This window comes from Coriobacterium glomerans PW2, assembly GCF_000195315.1.
Classification (GTDB): domain Bacteria; phylum Actinomycetota; class Coriobacteriia; order Coriobacteriales; family Coriobacteriaceae; genus Coriobacterium; species Coriobacterium glomerans.
In genome coordinates this window covers 1,918,962-1,936,587 of sequence record NC_015389.1, presented here as the reverse complement: position 1 = coordinate 1,936,587, position 17,626 = coordinate 1,918,962, and the positions used below count along the sequence as shown (strand labels likewise).

The following is a 17,626-nucleotide window of genomic DNA, read 5'->3' as shown; positions in this document are numbered from 1 at the left end:
GCTTCATTGCTCGGATACCGCGCGCTGAGTCTACAAGGTATCATACGAGATGGGTGCTCCCCGGACGGGGGTTAAAAAGAGTAGCATAAGCGACACAGGAGGTCCCGCCTGCGATGGTGGATCCGCTTCGCGGCCTACGACGCCTTCGTGCGCGAATCGCCACCGACCGCGCGGCAGCGCACGCAGACGAGCGGGGTTCGAGATGGGGAAAAGGTGAAGACAGCTGTCTATCGATAGCTCTTCCCCTATCGAGACAGCCTCCGGGGCATCGAGCGCCGCCTGTCTCGGGCAGGCCTCAGTCACCGAAACCAAACGGTTAGGAGAGATCCGATGGATTCGCTCTACAGAACGTACCGCCCGCTCACGTTTGACAGCGTCGTCGGTCAGGACCACGTCGTCTCGACACTTGAGCACGCCATAGCGGAGGGGCGCTGCTCCCACGCGTATCTGTTCTGCGGTCCGCGAGGCACCGGCAAGACCACCATGGCGCGCATCCTCGCCAAAGCGCTGCTGTGCGAGCGCTCCGAGGGCAGCGGCGGCTGCATGCCCGATGGCACCTGCGCCGAGTGCAGCCTGATCGCGGACGGGACCCATCCGGATGTCTATGAGCTCGATGCCGCTTCACGCACCGGAGTGGACAACGTCCGTGAGGAGATCATCGGATCGGTGAACTTCGCACCGGTACGCGGCAGTCACAAGATATACATCATCGACGAGGTTCATATGCTGACCACGGCAGCGTTCAACGCGCTGCTGAAAACCCTCGAGGAGCCGCCCGCGCACGTCGTCTTCGTGCTGTGCACCACCGATCCGCACAAGATCCCCGAGACGATCCTGTCGCGCTGTCAGCGATTCGACTTCCGTCGCATCTCGTGCGCGGACATCGTGGCGCGGCTTGCTCTGATCTGCGACGCAGAGGGCTTCGAGCGCGACGAGGAGGCTCTGGAAATCGTGGCCAGGCATGCGCGCGGCGGCATGCGCGACGCATTGTCGACGCTTGAGCAGCTTTCCGTATTCGGCAACGGATCCGTCCGCGCCCAAGACGCTCACACCCTTCTGGGCGAGGTGGCCTCCAGCGTGCTCACCGAGTTCAGCCACGGAATCGCCTCGCGCGATGTCGTCGGCCTGTTCGAGGCCGTTGCCGCCCAGATCGAGGGCGGCGGCGATCTGCTCGAGCTGACCCGCGACCTCGTTGCGCACGTCCGCGATGTGTACATGCTGCGGGTGGCCGGTCCCCACCGGACGCTCATCGAGGGATCTGCGGAGGAGCTGGCCGCCCTTGAGGAGGAGGCGCGGCGCTTCGAGAGCGTCGAGAGACTGTCGCGCGTGCTCACCGTGCTCGACGACGCCGCGCTCGAGATGCGCACGGCGGCAGATGTCCGGCTGGTGCTCGAGATCGCGCTCGCGCGGCTTGCCCGGCCCGAGTCCGATCTCACGCTCGAGTCGCTGGCGGAGCGCGTCGAGCGGATGGAGCGCGCTCTCGCGCGAGCGGCCGACAGCGCGACGCTCGACGGGATCACACGTCGCGTTGAATCCCCTCGGGGTGGGGCGGCAGCCGTCGGCGTGTCCGAGAAGTCGGCCCGCGCGGGGTCGGATGCCGCGCCCGGGCCTCGCCGAGGATTCGCTGCCGGCTCGACAGCCGCCCCGGCTGCCCCGGCCCCGGCTGCCCCCCTGCAGACCGCTGCGTCCTCGTCCGCCTCCGCGCGGGCCGACGTCGCCGCATCGCGTCCCGTCCCCCGGGATGCTCCCGTATCGGCGCCCACCGCCCCGGAGGCAGCGCCCGCCGACGATGCGACACCTGCGTCGGTGCCCCGGATGGTCGCGCCATCCGCTTCCGCGCCGCCTGCGAATCCCTCCTCCGCCGAGGTCGCGCGTCCGGTTGTCGATATCGGTGATCTCGGGCGAAGGTGGCAAGAGGTCGTGAAGCGGGTGACCGCAGCCCAGCCATCGCGAGGCGCCCTGCTTCAAAGTTCGCGTCTGCGCTCGGATGACGGAGCGATCCTGATAGTTGAGTTGCCCGCCGGCTCGGGGTTCGCCATCAAGATGCTCAGTCGGCCGGACTCGCACGAGTTGATCGCCCCTATCGCCCAGTCGGTCTTCGGAGCGCGCACCATCGAGTACCGCATGGATGGACATCCCGAGCGCGCGCAGCCGCGACGTGAGGTCCGGCGCCCCGCTGGGCCCGAGCCAGTCTCGCCCGCCGCCGATCAGGTCGAGTCGACGACCTCTGCCGGCGATGCCTCCGATGAGCATGAGAGCGTGCCGCCCTTTGATGTCGACCTCCCGCAGGCGGGATCCAAGGTCTCGACGAGCGACGCCGCGGTTCGTGATCGACCGGCCACCGATGAACGGCCGGCTCAGACGGGTGCCGCGCAGACGCGATCTGCCGCCGATGCGGGATTCGAGCCCGATCCCACCCAGGCCGCATCAGCTGCGGCTCCGACGGCGGCGGAGTCCGAGATCGATGCAGCGGATCTGCTCGGCAGCGTTTTCGGCGACGGGGTCGTGATCAAAGACACCCTGTGAGCGAGGGGAGGGGGCGTCGAAACGGCTCCTGCGACTTTTGGCGACGCTCAGCCCGCGTGCGGTCGCCTCCCGGCTTTGATGGTGTTTTCGCTGCGCCGTCCCGCGCATGGTACGATCTCACGGACAAGAGGCGATGCGGCCGCGCGGCCGCCCGAGAGGACAGGCAGTCGGCTATGGACATGCAGCAGATGATGAAGCAGGCCCGCAAGATGCAAGAGCAGCTCGCGGCCGCGCAGGAGGATCTCGCCCAGACAACCGTGGACGCGTCCGCGGGAGGCGGCACGGTCAAGGTCACCGTGAACGGCGAGATGGAGCTGACCTCGCTCACGATCGATCCGGAGGCGCTCGATCCCGAGGATGCCGAGCTTCTTCAAGATATGATCATAGCGGCGGTGAACGAGGCCTTGAGGGGCATCAACGACATCGCGAACAAGCAGATGGGCGGTATCGCGGGCGGACTCAACATGCCGGGTCTGCCATTTTAGGCGCCGCGGGCACTCAAGGGGATATCGATGTCAGCTGATCGCAGTCTTCAGATACTTCTCGATGAGCTGGGCAGGCTTCCCGGAATCGGTCCGAAGTCCGCGCAGCGCATCGCCTATCATCTGCTTGAGGCGGATCCCGAGCAGGCGCGCCGCCTCGCTGCGGCGATCATCCAGGTCAAGACGGAGGTGCACTTCTGCGCGCGGTGCTTCAACTATGCCACGGAGCAGGAGTGCTCGATCTGCTCGGACACCTCGCGCGACCGAACGCGCATCTGCGTGGTGAGCGAGCCGCGTGACGTCTCCGCCATCGAGCGGACAGGGTCTTATCGCGGTCTGTACCACGTGCTCGGCGGGGTCATATCTCCCATGGACAAGATCGGGCCCGAGCAGCTTCACGTGCGCGAGCTTCTCGCGCGGCTGGGCGCGGAGGACATCGAGGAACTCATCATCGCGACGAATCCCAACATCGAGGGGGAGACGACCGCGAGCTATCTGGCTCGTGCGATCAAGCCGCTCGGTGTGTGCGTCTCGCGCTTGGCGAGCGGTCTTCCCGTGGGGGGGGACCTGGAGTATGCCGACGAGCTGACGCTCGGACGAGCCATCGAGGCGCGACGTTCCCTTTGATCGAGGTCGCGGGTCCGTATCGCTCGATATCCGGTGTCCTCGATGGGAGCGTCCGATAGGGGTCCCCCTTCCGAGTGCGATGGGACACCCCGCAGACGATGGTCCATGCACGTTTTCTCGACGAGTGCCAGATTCGCGTGCGGCATGCGCGAAGACGGAGTACAATATGCGTGCCTGTGGATCATTGCAGCGGCAGTATCCTATCCGTTATCGAGGGGAAGCGCTTGCCATGCGATCGAGCGGTGCTCGATCGGCCGTTTCGTTCTGCGATATCCTATATGCTCGTTCACACCCCGGGTCGGCAGGCGTCTCCGGGACCTATATACCTACAAGAGAGGAGAAGGTATATGGAGCGTCAGTTCAAGTCCATGGATGGCAACACCGCCGCTGCATACGTATCGTATGCATTCACGGAGGTCGCGGGGATCTACCCCATCACGCCTTCCAGCCCGATGGCCGACTACGTCGATATCTGGGCCGCACAGGGGAAAAAGAACATCTTCGGCACGCCCGTCAAAGTCGTCGAGATGCAGTCCGAGGCCGGAGCCGCCGGCACGGTCCATGGCTCGCTTGTGACCGGTGCGCTCACCACCACCTACACGGCATCGCAGGGCCTGCTGCTCATGATCCCCAACATGTACAAGATCGCCGGCGAGCACCTGCCGGGTGTCTTCCATGTATCAGCGCGAACCGTGGCGTCGCATGCGCTCAACATCTTCGGAGACCACTCCGATGTCATGGCCTGTCGCCAGACCGGTTTCGCCATGCTCGCCGACGGCAACGTGCAAGAGGTCATGGATCTGGGCGCTGTGGCGCACCTGGCCGCGATCAAGGGCCACGTGCCGTTCCTGAACTTTTTCGATGGGTTCCGCACCTCGCACGAGATCCAGAAGATCGCCGTGTGGGACTACGATGATCTGGCCGAGCTCACGGACATGGATGCCGTGCAGGCGTTCCGCGACAGCGCGCTCAACCCGGAACACCCGCGCATGCGCGGCAGCCACGAGAACGGCGACATCTTCTTCCAGCACCGCGAGGCGGGCAATTCGGTCTACGACAACCTGCCGGCTGTGGTCGAGGACTACATGCATAAGGTCAACGCCAAGCTCGGCACGAACTACGAGCTGTTCAACTACTACGGCGCGCCCGACGCCGACCGCGTCGTGGTGTGCATGGGGTCGTTCTGCGATGTGCTCGAGGAGGTCGTGGACTACCTCAACGCCCACGGCGAGAAGGTCGGCCTCGTGAAGGTCCGCCTGTTCCGCCCGTTCTCCATCGATCATTTCGTCGACGCGCTGCCCTCCACCGTGCGCAAGATCGCCGTCATGGATCGCACCAAGGAGCCCGGTTCGCTCGGAGAGCCCCTCTACGAGGACATCGTCTCCGCTCTCTACGAGGTTGGTCGAACCGATATCTCGGTGATCGGCGGTCGCTACGGCTTGGGCTCCAAGGACACGCCGCCCGCCTCGGCGTTCGCGATCTACAACGAGCTCAAGGCAGATGCGCCTCGCCGCGAGTTCACCGTCGGCATCGTCGATGACGTCACGAATCTCTCGCTGGCCGAGGATCCCTGCGCGCCGAGCACCTCGGCGCCGGGTACCGTCGAGTGCAAGTTCTGGGGTCTGGGCGGCGACGGCACGGTCGGTGCGAACAAGAACTCCATCAAGATCATCGGCGATCACACCGACAAGTACGTGCAGGCCTACTTCCAGTACGATTCGAAGAAAACCGGCGGCGTGACCATCAGCCACCTGCGTTTCGGCTGCTCGCCCATCCGCAGCCCCTACTACGTCTCCAAGGCGGATTTCGTCGCCTGCCACAATCCGAGCTACGTCACCAAGCGCTTCAAGATGGTGCGCGATGTCAAGCCCGGCGGCACGTTCCTCATCAACTGCCAGTGGGATGTGGATGAACTCGGTCGCCAGCTCAATGCCGAGGCCAAGCGCTATATCGTGGAGAACGACATCCAGGTCTACACGATCAACGCGATCGATCTGGCAGCTGAGATCGGCATGGGCAAGCGCACGAACACCATCCTGCAGTCGGCGTTCTTCGCGCTCGCGAAGATCCTGCCGCAAGAGGACGCCATTCGCTATATGAAGGATGCCGCGACCCACTCCTACCTCTCAAAGGGGCAGGCCATCGTCGACATGAACCACAAGGCCATCGAGATCGGCGCGACGGCGTTCAAGAGGGTCGAGATTCCCGCCAGCTGGGCCGACGCCGTCGACGAGGACGTGCGCGTCGCACGAGAGGGCCGCGCTGCCGTGCTCGATCAGGTCGAGCGCATCATGGAGCCCGTCAACCGCATGGAAGGTGACAGTCTGCCGGTATCGGCGTTCACCGACTACGCCGACGGGGAGTTCGAACTCGGCGCGAGCGCTTACGAGAAGCGCGGCGTCGCCGTGCAGGTGCCGCACTGGGACGAGACGAAGTGCATCCAGTGCAACCAGTGCGCCTACGTGTGCCCGCACGCCACGATCCGCCCGTTCGTCTTGACCGACGAAGAGGTCGCCGCCGCACCAGAGGGGCTGCGTACCCTCGATGCGATGGGACCGAAGGCCAAGGGCATGAAGTTCACGATCGCCGTCTCACCGCTCGACTGCATGGGCTGCACCAACTGCGCGAAGGTCTGCCCGAAGGATGCTCTCACCATGCAGGAGACCTCTGAGGAGCTCGACGAGGAGAAGACCTTCGAGTACTGCGTCAACCATGTCGCCGAGAAGACCGAGCTCGTCGCCACCAACGTCAAGGGCAGCCAGTTCAAGAAGCCGCTGCTCGAGTTCTCCGGCTCCTGCGCGGGCTGCGCGGAGACCGCCTATGCGCGTCTGGTCACCCAGCTCGTCGGCGATCGCATGTTCATCGCCAACGCCACCGGGTGCTCTTCGATCTGGGGCAACCCCGCTGCGACCGCACCGTACACCGTCGATGCCGAGGGCCATGGCCCGGCGTGGAACAACTCCCTGTTCGAGGACAATGCAGAGCATGGTCTGGGCATGTCCTTGGGCTATCACGCCGTTCAGAACAAGCTCATCGCCGCTACGCGGGCCCTCATCGCGAAGGATGGTGCTCGCGAGGCCGTGAAGACGACCGGTCAGGCGTGGCTCGATTCGCTGGATGACGCCGAGGCCAGCAAGACTGCGGCTGCGGCATTTATCGCCGAGCTTGAGAAGTGCGGCTGCGACGCCGCGAAGCGGATCTTGGCTGATCGCTCCTTCATGACCAAGAAGTCCTTCTGGGTCATGGGCGGAGACGGATGGGCCTACGATATCGGATTTGGCGGCTTGGATCACGTGCTCGCCTCCGGCGAGGACATCAACGTGCTCGTCTTCGACACCGAGGTCTACTCAAACACCGGCGGACAGGCTTCAAAGGCGTCCAACATCGGCCAGGTGGCCCAGTTCGACGCAGCCGGCAAGGTGATGAAGAAGAAGAGCCTCGCCGAGATCGCGATGACCTACGGCTACGTCTACGTGGCGCAGGTCGCCATGGGTGCGAACCCGGCGCAGACGCTCAAGGCGATCGCCGAGGCCGAGGCCTATCCGGGACCGTCGCTCGTCATCGGCTACAGCCCTTGCGAGATGCACTCCATCAAGGGCGGTATGAGAAACTGCCAGGGCGAGATGAAGAAGGCCGTCGAGTGCGGCTACTGGAACCTGTTCCGCTTCAACCCGGCGGCGCCCACGGGCAAGAAGTTCTCCCTCGATTCAAAGGAGCCCTCCGGCGGATACCAGGAGTTCCTCATGAACGAGGCTCGCTACAGCCGTCTGACTCGCGAGTTCCCCGAGCGCGCCAAAGAGCTGTTCCCCGCAAACGAGCAGGCTGCCATGGCTCGCTATCAGCAGCTTGTGAAGCTCAAGGACATGTACGCGGACGTGTAGACCGACCTTCGAGCAACGGCTCCGGCGACAGTCCTGCCGCCGGAGCTAGCAGCGCCCCATTCGCCTGTGCGGATGGGGCGTTTTTTTTGATCTGATGTCATCTGCGGGCCGTGTCCGACACAACGCTTTGTGGTGGTCGCTTGCAACGGCACCTCGATTGCACCCGCAATCGACCCGAGTGCCACCTCTCCAGCTGCTCGATCACCTGACAGGGAGCAGAAGTCTTCGATCCGCAAAACCATCGAGCCGCATGTCGCCGACCGCGATGGCGATACGCTCTCCGCAGGGGGGGGGCTTTTTCTGAACGCGTATGACCCTTCTCGGATTCGGGTACACGTCAGGTGACGGCGTGATCGCGACCCGAGCCGACTCGGGTGAAGCTGCGGCTCGCGTGAATCAGGATCGCGAAAGGGGAACATGTGAATATCACGAAGCGGAGGAGCCGCTCACGGCAGCTTCTCGTCGGGCTGGTGCTGCTCGGAGCGCTGGCGGCCGTGCCGATCAGGAGCGCCTACGCCGACGCGACGTTCGGCTCCCTCCATGTGACCGGCGACGAGACCGCCTGCACCTATGCGAACGGCACCGTCACGATCACCAAGTCCTCGACCCTGACCTTCTCCATGGCGACTCCGGGTCAGAAGGGCACCGACAGCATCGTCGTGGGCAAGGGAGTCGAAGCGAACCTGACCTTCGACGGGGTCGACATCGATGAGAGCGGCGACACGAGCAAGCCGGCGATGGAGCTGGTGGAGACCCGCGATGGCGTCACCAAAGGCGCCATCGTGAAGCTGACCCTCAAGGGCACGAACAAACTCACGAGTGCGGGCGACAACGCGGGGCTGCAGATTCAGTACACGGATCATTTCGTTCAACCGGGCGTCCCGGAAATCGACATTTCCGGGCCCGGGTCCCTGACGGCCACCTGCGTCGGAGTTGGCACCGATCCCAAGCATCTCGGTGCCTGGGGCGCGGGCATCGGAGGCAGCTATCATCACTCGGGTGGTAACATCTACATCGAGAGCGGTACCGTGACCGGCGTGTGCGACGGTCGCGGATGGCCGAGCTACGCCGCGGGCATCGGCGGCGGCGCCGGGAAGAGGAACATCAGTGGAGACACCGGAACCGTCAAGATCTTCGGCGGAACCGTCGAAGGCAAGACGCTCGGTCCCAAAACCTACGGCGCGGGCATCGGGTCCGGTCAGAACGGGGTAAATACCGGTGTTACCATCTCCGGCGGGACGGTCACGGCGAGCAACGGGGACGAAGGAACGGAAGCGCACGACGCTGCGATCGGCTCCAACTTTCAGTTTGGAACTGGGCGCCAAGGCGTTATAGCGATCACGGGCGGCACCGTTAACGCATACTCTCAAAGCGACGATCCGGGCATAGGCGACAAGTACGATCAGCTGATCAAGATATCGGGAGGACGGTTTGACGTCTCCTCGAAAAACGGCAAGCCCATCGACCCGGGCAACGGTTTGAACGTGTCGCTGGGATACATCACGGGGGGATGCTTCGCGGGCGGTCAGGCCGCAGGCGTGAAAGACAGGAATCTGACAGACTGCGGATACATATACAATCTGAGCCTCAGAGATCCGCACGTGGCGTGGCACAACATAGATCCGGCCACCAAGGACAAGTATCCATATCGCATCTACAACCAGGGCAAGTTCCAGATTGCCGTGACCCAAAACGGCGGCAGCAAGGTCTACGATGGAACGTCCCTGGCCCTGAAGGACTTCACGCTCTCGGTGCCCGGCGGCGAGGTGGACCTCCAGCAGCTGGCCAATGCGCACCCGCATCTTACCTACAGGAGCAATGCGACCATGCACATATGGTCTGAGCTGGGGAGACATACAACTGATGCAAGCAGCTACATGATCTGGGCGCGCAGCGACCCTATAGCTCGCATGGGCACCAGCGAGACGACCTACACGCTGTTCGTCTCCAACAAGGAGCCGGATCAGAAGTCAGAGCTGGAGGGCTATGAGGCCTTCATAACCAAGCGGCCCACCCATCTCGTGTCCGCGAAGATCCTCTTCCATCTGAGTTACACGGGCTCCACCGTGTTCGGGTGCCCTCCCATCTACCCGAATCCAAAAGACGTGATCTTCACGTTCGACAACGCGGTGGAGGGGGAGCACTTCGGTGTCATGGACGACTATGAGTTCCAAGGCAAGCTGGCCGATGCGAACGCGGGACCGAACAGGCCGGCAACCGTGAAGATCACCAATTGGAGCACCTCGCTGAACAGTAGGTCGCACAACTACAGCTTGGAAGGCGACACCGTGGATACGACCATCGATGTCGACCCGGGGCAGATCACCATCAAGATCGCGTCCGTGGGGCCGAAGGTCTACGACGCGACCACCGTCTCGGCCGTCCCCGAGGTCACGTTCGGCGGCCTGGCGTCAGGTGAGAAGCTCGTCGCGGGCACCGATTACGATGCCTCCGGCGCCTACGCCGACGCGCGAGCGGCTACCGACAAGGATGTCACCGTCACCGTGACGCTCAAGGAAGGCTCCCAAGCGGCCGCGAACTACAAAATCGCGGGCACGATCACGACGAAGTCCGATATCACACGCCGACCGATCACGGTGGGCTCCGCGGACATCGCAACGCGGGTCTATGATGGGACGACGGAGGCGACCGTATCCAGCGTCACGTTCAAGAACCTCGCGGGCGACGATCAGCTCGCGCAGGGCACCGACTATCAGGTGAGTGCCGCCTTCGGCGACGCGCGCGCCGCGAACGGCAAGGACGTGCCGGTCGACGTCGAGCTGCTCGAGGGAGGCCCGCTGTCGGGCAACTACACCCTGTCGGGCAGTCCCTACATGGCAAGCGGCGACATCTCCAGGCGCCCGCTTCAGATCAGCGAGGCTAAAGCGGACTCGAAGGTCTACGACGCGACCACCGACGCGACCGTCTCGGATCTGGCATTCTCGAACCTCGTCGCCGGCGAGCAGCTCGTCTCGGGGGATGACTACACCGCGTCCGGCACCTTTGCCGACTCCCACGCAGGGGCTGACAAGGAGGTCAGCGTCACCGCCAAGCTCTCGCAAGACAGCTCGGTGGCTGCAAACTACACCCTCGACGGCGCATTCAAGACAACGGCGACCATCGAGCGCAAGCCGATCGAAGTGAGTTCGGCGAAGGTGGATTCCAAGGTCTTCGACGGCAACACAAGTGCGACCGTCTCAGCCGTCGCCTTCTCCGGCTTGGTCGGCAAGGAGCGGCTCGCTCCGAAGCAGGACTACACCGTCGCGGCGGCGTTCTCCGATGCCGCGGTGGGCAAAGCCAAGCGCGTCGACGTGACGATCTCGCTGATCGGCGAGGGCCCCGTCGCCTCGAACTACCTGATGGACGATGCGCACCTGAGCGCCAAGGCCGACATCACCCCGGCCGATTCGGGCGGTGGCGACGACGGCGGCAAGACCGACGGCGGCGGCACCGATGGAGGCAAGACCGACGGCGGCGGCAAGACCGACGGCGGGAAGAGCAGCGGCGGCAGGACCGGTGGTAAGACCGGTGCAAAAGCGAAAACGCAGCCGCACCGCGGCGGCGCTTTGCCCGGTTCCGGCGATGCAACGTGGGCTGCAACCGCCGTCGCCGTCGCGTTGGCGGCAGCTGGGGGTATCTGTCTGGTGGGCGCCCGGCACCGGGGCTGATCGCGCGGGACGCGGTGTCGCTATCGCGTGATCGGGGTTTCGCGAAATCGTAAGATTCTATACGGCCATCCGCTGTGCGGGTGGCCGTTATCGTAATTGAGCGGAGGAACGAGGACACATGGGACTGTGCAGGATGCTTCCGCTCGACCATTGTCGCATCTTTGGTCATACTGACCATTCCAACGAGAATATCGGGGCGCGCCGTCGCCATAGCCTTCTCGGTCGCACCGGAGCTGCCCTCGGCGGGCGGCGCCTCCGGCTTGTCCGCGCGACGGGGTGCGGCGATCTGCGCGCTCGGCGCGGCTCTGTCTCTGATGGTGCCGTTCTGTCGCAGGTGGAGGGCTCTGTGAGATGAGCGAGGACAATCCTCATCACCGCTGTTGGACGCGATGCGCATGAGAGCGAGCAGGGTGGGCAAAAGGCGCTCACGAGGCGCTGTCTGTCGCGAGCGAAAATCATTTTCGACCCCGGCCGCAATTTAGAGTAGAGTAAGCACAGGGAGGGCTGAGCAGCCCGCTTGGTCCACTTGGATGAGAGAGGTTGCGATCATGCAGAGAATCATGCTCAACGAAACTTCCTATCATGGTTCCGGTGCCATCGAGGCGATTGCCGATGAGATGCGCGCCCGTGGCCTCAAGCGCGCGTTTGTCGCATCCGATCCCGATCTGGTGAGGTTCGGCGTAACGGCGAAGGTGACCGACATACTCGATCGCGAGCACATCTGCTATGAGCTGTTCGAGGACATCAAACCCAATCCCACGATTGAGAACGTGCAGCACGGGGTCCAAGCGTACAACGCGTCCGGAGCGAATTGCATCATCGCTATAGGTGGCGGTTCCTCCATGGACACCGCGAAGGCGATCGGCATCATCGCATCTAATCCCGAGTTCTCTGACGTGCGATCCCTTGAGGGCGTGGCACCGACAAAGAACCCCTGTGCGCCCATCATCGCGGTTCCCACGACAGCCGGGACCGCTGCGGAGGTCACGATCAACTACGTGATCACCGATGTGGAGCGAAAGCGCAAGTTCGTCTGCGTCGATCCGCACGACATACCAGTCGTCGCCGTGATCGATCCGGATATGATGACATCCATGCCCGTGGGGCTCACCGCGGCAACGGGCATGGATGCGCTCACCCATGCGATCGAGGGCTATACCACAAGAGCCGCATGGGCTATGACCGATATGTTCCATATCGAGGCCATCAGGCTCATCTCGAAGCATCTGCGCGATGCGGTGGCAGAGGCGAAATCGAAGCAGCCGGGATCGGGCCGTGAGGGCATGGCGCTTGCTCAGTACATCGCCGGCATGGGGTTCTCAAACGTCGGCTTGGGACTCGCGCACTCCATGGCGCATACCCTCGGTGCGGTGTATGACACCCCGCATGGCGTGGCGTGTGCGATGGCGCTTCCTATCGTCATGGAGTTCAATGCGAGCTGCACCGGCGAGCGCTATCGCGAGATCGCGCGTGCCATGGGCGTGGCAGATGTCGATGGCATGCCGCTCGACGAGTGCCGTGCGCAGGCGATCGCCGCAGTGAAGAAGCTGGGCCAGGATGTCGGAATCCCTGCAGAACTCGAGGCTCTCTCCGAATCAGATCTGGACTTCTTGGCCGAGTCCGCACATGCCGACGCCTGCGCCCCGGGCAATCCGCGCGAGGCGAGCGTCGAGGAGCTTAAGGATCTGTTCCGCAAGCTGATGTAGGATATGCTGCTGGGCAGCTCTATTGATCACGTGATCGCGACGCCTCGCCCGCCTTGAGCCGACAAGGCGTCGCGATCACGCCCGAATATCATGATCACTTCGATGGTGTCATCACGGGCGGAGCGGCCACTCGAATATGATCTCTCGCGGTCATCTCTTACTGATGTTGACGGACTCTGATGTTGACGGACTCATCGAGTTCACAAAAGCGCGTTTTTTTACCTCAAACCAGGGGGTTAGTAAAACTTTTCTGTACCAAAACCGCGCTTTTGCACCAGAAATGACCCACCTTGCCCGCTCTGCAGACCCCGTCGCGGCTCAGCCCTCCTGTCAGCTCTCTATTCGTCCTTGACAAATCATTTTTCGTGCACTGTTTTCCCTGTCATGTGGTCGATGCAAAGTTCTAGCACCTGTACCCTATTTCCCGAGCGGCGGATGTCTTCCTCTACGGATTCTGTGGGTGGAAAGTATTTCTGTCCAAGCTGGCGGACAAGCCGAACAGTTTCATCCGGGTCATCAATCATGTGTATCCGGCCGAAGATGACGATGCTTTTAATAGTCAGCGCCCAATCCCCTTCTTTGCGGTAACCCTGATCCATGACACAGAACGATACCCGGTTATCTGCTGCGAGAGCATCCAGCTTGTGTCCCGTTTTCGCACAATGGAAGTAGAGTTTGCCATCTAGGTAGATATAGTTGAGCGGAAAGGCATATGGGTAGCCATCCTCCCCTTGTATCGCCATAACTCCTCGGGGTTCCCGCTTCAACATCTCGATGCATTCCTGTTCGGGCATAGCCTGCTTGATTCTTCTCATAGCGCGGAACATAATCGTTTTCCTTCTATCCAGCCTTAATTGATCGGTACCGTTGAGTCTGGCTGTCCCTAAGTTTTATTCAGGCTTTTCTGTACCAGATGCAACTCTGTGACGACAGCATTCCCCCTCGCACGGCGATTGCAATCGCCGCGACGTGCCCGTGTCCCTCTCCGTGCTCCCTTACAGCTTCATAACGTTTTGCGGCTTGCCTGCGAGGTAGGCGGTCACGTTGTCGAACTCGATTCTGGCACGCCGCTCCATCGCCTCCTCCGTGAGGAAGGCGACGTGCGGAGTGAGAACGATGTTGTCGGCCGACAGGAGCGGGTAGTCGTTCGGCAGCGGTGGCTCCATGTCGAAGACGTCGATGCCCGCTCCGGCGATTCGTCCGTCGTTCAGGGCGTCAGCGAGCGCCTGGTTGTCCACGATCGCACCGCGCGCGCAGTTGATGAGGATCGCGCTTCTTTTCATGCGCCCCAGCTGCTCGGTGCCGAAGCTCTTGCGCGTCGAGTCGTTGAGCGGCAGATGCAGCGTCACGATATCGCTGCTTTCAAGCAACTCCTCCTCAGAGGTGAACTCGATGCCCGCGTCGATCGCCTCTTGACTGCGGTGCGGTGCAAAACCCAGGACGCGCGCCCCGAACGCGCGATACAAGCGTGCGACCTGGGTGCCGATGCGTCCGGTGCCCACGATGCCGACGGTTCTGCCCGAGATCTCTCGGCCTGTGAGGCCTGCGGCGTCCCCGCAGGCGCGTACCGCGGCATCGCCGTTCACGATCTTGCGCAGCACGCTGATGGTGAGCCCGATAGTGAGCTCGGCGACCGAGACGTTCGAGTAGCCCGCGCAGTTGCACACGGTGATGCCGCGCTTCCTGCATGCGGCGAGCCCGACGTGGTCGATGCCGGTGAACGCCACGGCGATCATCTTGAGCGTGTCGATCTGCTCGATGACCGCATCGGGGTAGGGGTGGTTGGCGATCATGACGATCTCGGCATCGTTCGAGCGCTCGACCAGCTCAGAGGTATCGGTGCTCACCGAATCGAAGTACACGAAGTCGTGACCATCCCGTTTGAGCGCACCGGCCAGCTCGTCGATGTCGGCGCGTGAGATGCCGAGGGGTTCCAGAAGTGCGATTCTCATAATGGACTCCGATCTGTTGAAAGGTGGACGATTTGATCGTTGCGGGCTCACTCGTCTGCGACGATGTCGCCTGCGTTGGCCGATGCGCACCGCATGCAGGTACCAACCGATATCTTACCCGTCGCGCGGTTTCCGCCGGGCCGCAGATCGGCACGTATCGAGAAAATCAAGGGCGGCGCGGTATGCACGCGGCCCCGCCGACTGCTCTGGGTCTCGGTCGAAGTCATGCTCGAGGTAGTAGACCGTGTGCAGCTCGGTGTGAGGTGCCGCGCGGCTCAGGTGCTTGGAGACCTCGAAGGGAACGTCTCGGTCGGTTGTGCTCGCGGCGATGAACAGCGGAGGCAAACGAGCGATGTCGGTCTCGGCGAGCCCAAGACGATCGGCGTATCTCCTATCGGCTCCGACCATCTCCGGCCAGCGACCGCTCTGACGCGCGTAGACGTACAGGGAGAATCGCTTTTCCATCGGAGCGCAGGTGAGGGGTTCATCTGCGCGGTGCGCAGCGATGCGCGCTGCGGACTCGTCGTCCACGGCGGGCATCGCTGCGTAGTACGGGTTCGGCTTGCAGGTAAACGCTGCGAGCAGATCGGTGTAGCCGTAGAAATCCCATACCGCGAGCGGACCCGGCCAGCATTCGGGATCGCGCTCCGATGCAGCGCCCGGCCGGTGGCGCTGCGCGCGTGCCGCGAGCATGAGAGCGAGATAGGCGCCGGCCGAGCGACCGAACAAGACATGCTCGGTGCATCCGAGCGCGGCGAGACGTTCGCGTACGAGCTCGTCGACCGCGCACGCGGTCGAGCTGATGATATCGGGCGCGGCTGTTTGCGGGGCGAGCGGATAGTCGAGGCAGATCAGAGCGTGTCCGCGTGCCAAGATCTGGTCGATATAGGCCTGTGGCAGGTCATCGCGGCTTCCGAAGAGCAGGCCACCCCCGTGCAGATAGATGATCGCGACTCCCGAGCCGCTGGTGTCCATATCCGGGGATCCGCTCCCGTCGACATCGGCTCGCCTCGCGCGAGCGGGATCGGAGGAGGGCCGGTGCACGCTCATGCCGATCTCGGTGCGCACGATCTCACCGCTTGCGCGCATGCGCACGGCAACTTCGATCGCATCCCTGAAACATGACAAGATATGACCTCACTCCGTCGCATCGATGAGATGATAGATCCTGCTGCCCAAGACGATCTGCAGACGATCGTCGGGGTTGCGCAGATCGAGCTCGGAGATCTTCTCCAGACGATCCACGCGGTAGCGGATGGTTTTGGGGTGCACGAACAGATCGCGGCCGGTCTTCTGGTAATTCAAGCTGTTCTCACACAGCGTGACGGCGGTGCGAAAAAGCTCTGGACGGGCCGCATGGAGCGCGGCGACCCTGGGATCGATGAAATGATCGAGCTCGCTCAGATCACCTGCCTGCATCAGAATCTTGAACACCCCTAGGTCCTCGTAGCGAAGGCAGGCGTTTTGATAGCGATTGCTGTCAAAGAAGCGCAGGATATCGATAGTCTCTCTGTTGAGCGAACCCAGTTCGTAACGGTTGCCGGTGCGACTCAGCGCGGCGAAGAACGTGTAGCTCGGCATCGAGGGCACCTCGGCGACCTCTTTGAGCGCCGAGGTGATCGCATACACGTCGAAACAGGAGTGCTCACCTTTGAAGTTGTGGAGAAGCGCGATCCGATCGTTCGCTTGGAAGTATGCGATATCAGGGTAGATCATCTTGAGTCGCCGACGTATGGCGAGCAGGATATCCTCGCGACGATCGGCCTCAGACGGATTGGCGAGATCGATGCGAATGAGCAGCATCTGGTAGAACGGATACTGGGCGACCCCCAATATCTCGAGCGCGTTGTCGATATAGCTGCGATTCGCGTAGCGATCGAGCAGCAGATCCTGCACGAGATTGTTGTTGCGGAAGAACAGCTTGCGATCCACCGCGTTTTGCTTGAGCACTTCCATCTGCAGCAGACTCACGACATTTTCCACCGCCATGATATCAAGCGGTGCCAGTCTTTCACTCTTGCTGTGGATGATCAGATAATATATCTGATCATCCGAAGACGGGATTCTGACAGCGGTGGCGCGCCGCCGGATCGTCGCGTAGCGAAGCTCCGCGTCGTAATAGCGGTGCGTGCGGTAGCGGTCCGGCGCAATCTCGGTCAGTCGCGGGGAATTGAATTCGGAGAGTTCTTGACATGTTGTCGTTCGACTGTTTTTAGCTGCATCGAGATACGTTATATCCGAATGGATCGTGCGTCGAAGCTCGGTTATGACCTGCAACACGGTCGGCGACTTCAGCGCCAGTGCCATGGTCTGTCGGTGCACATCGAAAAAGCGATTCAGCAGGATCAGGTTCGATTCTAGAAAGCGACCGAGCACATCGAGCATCAAGGCCTCGTACTTGGTGTCCTTGGGAATCTGAACGAGCGGCAGCTTCAGCTCATCGCAGCGGCTGATGATCTGTTCGCCGGGGCTGTCAAGCAGGCGATCGGGTTTGAAGACGATGCCGGCGATGCCGATCGCGCTGGCCTTGGCGAAGAACTCGTCAAGCTCGCGGTCCGAAAGCCCCTTGAACGCGTAGAAGCTCGTGAGGATGAGCTGCCCTTCGCGGCCCCAGGCTTCGATATCCACGGCCTCGAGTATCATTGCGCTGCTGACTTCGCATGAGGCTCCCTCGGTACCGGCTATGAGAAGAGCTCCCGCGAAGGAGGGGAGTCTGAGAACCTCGGATACATTCATGAGCTTGGATACCCCGATACAAGATGCGGGCTGCGACTGGTTTCAGCG

At 62.6% G+C, this 17,626-nt stretch carries 11 protein-coding genes; 7 read left to right on the top strand and 4 right to left on the bottom strand.

Annotation, left to right across the window (positions count from 1 at the left end):
• The first annotated feature begins 330 nt into the window (after window positions 1-330).
• The 7 genes from dnaX to fucO all read left to right on the top strand — a co-directional run bounded on the left by dnaX (window position 331) and on the right by fucO (window position 12,890).
• Complete coding sequence (gene dnaX, locus CORGL_RS08480; protein ID WP_013709492.1) at window positions 331-2,526, top strand: DNA polymerase III subunit gamma/tau; 2,196 nt, start codon at window positions 331-333, stop codon at window positions 2,524-2,526.
• Between the two features lie 173 nt (window positions 2,527-2,699).
• Window positions 2,700-3,011 (top strand): YbaB/EbfC family nucleoid-associated protein, encoded by a 312-nt coding sequence (locus tag CORGL_RS08475; RefSeq protein WP_013709491.1) that lies wholly within the window; start codon window positions 2,700-2,702, stop codon window positions 3,009-3,011.
• 27 nt (window positions 3,012-3,038) lie between these two features.
• Window positions 3,039-3,635 carry a recombination mediator RecR gene (gene recR / locus CORGL_RS08470; RefSeq protein ID WP_013709490.1) on the top strand — a complete coding sequence of 199 codons (597 nt, stop codon included), beginning with the start codon at window positions 3,039-3,041 and terminating at the stop codon, window positions 3,633-3,635.
• Window positions 3,636-3,982: 347 nt separating this feature from the next.
• Window positions 3,983-7,516, top strand: coding sequence for a pyruvate:ferredoxin (flavodoxin) oxidoreductase (gene nifJ, locus CORGL_RS08465; protein ID WP_013709489.1), 3,534 nt, complete (start codon window positions 3,983-3,985; stop codon window positions 7,514-7,516).
• A 419-nt stretch (window positions 7,517-7,935) separates the two neighbouring features.
• On the top strand, window positions 7,936-11,184 hold the full coding sequence (locus tag CORGL_RS08460; RefSeq protein WP_013709488.1) for a YDG domain-containing protein: 3,249 nt from the start codon (window positions 7,936-7,938) through the stop codon (window positions 11,182-11,184).
• 161 nt (window positions 11,185-11,345) lie between these two features.
• Window positions 11,346-11,534: a hypothetical protein gene (locus tag CORGL_RS09975; protein WP_172633557.1), complete on the top strand. Its 189-nt coding sequence runs from the start codon at window positions 11,346-11,348 to the stop codon at window positions 11,532-11,534.
• Window positions 11,535-11,744: 210 nt separating this feature from the next.
• Complete coding sequence (fucO, locus tag CORGL_RS08450) at window positions 11,745-12,890, top strand: lactaldehyde reductase (protein ID WP_245526905.1); 1,146 nt, start codon at window positions 11,745-11,747, stop codon at window positions 12,888-12,890.
• Between the two features lie 356 nt (window positions 12,891-13,246).
• On the opposite strand, the gene CORGL_RS08445 is transcribed toward fucO, so the two are convergent.
• The 4 genes from CORGL_RS08445 to CORGL_RS08430 all read right to left on the bottom strand — a co-directional run bounded on the left by CORGL_RS08445 (window position 13,247) and on the right by CORGL_RS08430 (window position 17,578).
• Complete coding sequence (locus tag CORGL_RS08445; protein ID WP_216476085.1) at window positions 13,247-13,705, bottom strand: pyridoxamine 5'-phosphate oxidase family protein; 459 nt, start codon at window positions 13,703-13,705, stop codon at window positions 13,247-13,249.
• A gap of 180 nt (window positions 13,706-13,885) precedes the next feature.
• Window positions 13,886-14,842, bottom strand: a complete 957-nt coding sequence (locus CORGL_RS08440; RefSeq protein ID WP_013709484.1) for a 2-hydroxyacid dehydrogenase — start codon at window positions 14,840-14,842, stop codon at window positions 13,886-13,888.
• 114 nt (window positions 14,843-14,956) lie between these two features.
• Window positions 14,957-15,970, bottom strand: coding sequence for an alpha/beta hydrolase (locus CORGL_RS08435; RefSeq protein ID WP_013709483.1), 1,014 nt, complete (start codon window positions 15,968-15,970; stop codon window positions 14,957-14,959).
• Between the two features lie 9 nt (window positions 15,971-15,979).
• On the bottom strand, window positions 15,980-17,578 hold the full coding sequence (locus CORGL_RS08430) for a PucR family transcriptional regulator (protein ID WP_013709482.1): 1,599 nt from the start codon (window positions 17,576-17,578) through the stop codon (window positions 15,980-15,982).
• Between the last annotated feature and the right edge of the window lie 48 nt (window positions 17,579-17,626).

Coding starts and splice junctions, on each gene's coding strand:
- recR (WP_013709490.1), top strand. CDS start 3,039: ATGTCAGCTGATCGCAGTCTTCAGATACTTCTCGATGAGCTGGGCAGG.
- CORGL_RS08430 (WP_013709482.1), bottom strand. CDS start 17,578: ATGAATGTATCCGAGGTTCTCAGACTCCCCTCCTTCGCGGGAGCTCTT.
- CORGL_RS08475 (WP_013709491.1), top strand. CDS start 2,700: ATGGACATGCAGCAGATGATGAAGCAGGCCCGCAAGATGCAAGAGCAG.
- nifJ (WP_013709489.1), top strand. CDS start 3,983: ATGGAGCGTCAGTTCAAGTCCATGGATGGCAACACCGCCGCTGCATAC.
- CORGL_RS08440 (WP_013709484.1), bottom strand. CDS start 14,842: ATGAGAATCGCACTTCTGGAACCCCTCGGCATCTCACGCGCCGACATC.
- CORGL_RS08445 (WP_216476085.1), bottom strand. CDS start 13,705: ATGAGAAGAATCAAGCAGGCTATGCCCGAACAGGAATGCATCGAGATG.
- dnaX (WP_013709492.1), top strand. CDS start 331: ATGGATTCGCTCTACAGAACGTACCGCCCGCTCACGTTTGACAGCGTC.
- fucO (WP_245526905.1), top strand. CDS start 11,745: ATGCTCAACGAAACTTCCTATCATGGTTCCGGTGCCATCGAGGCGATT.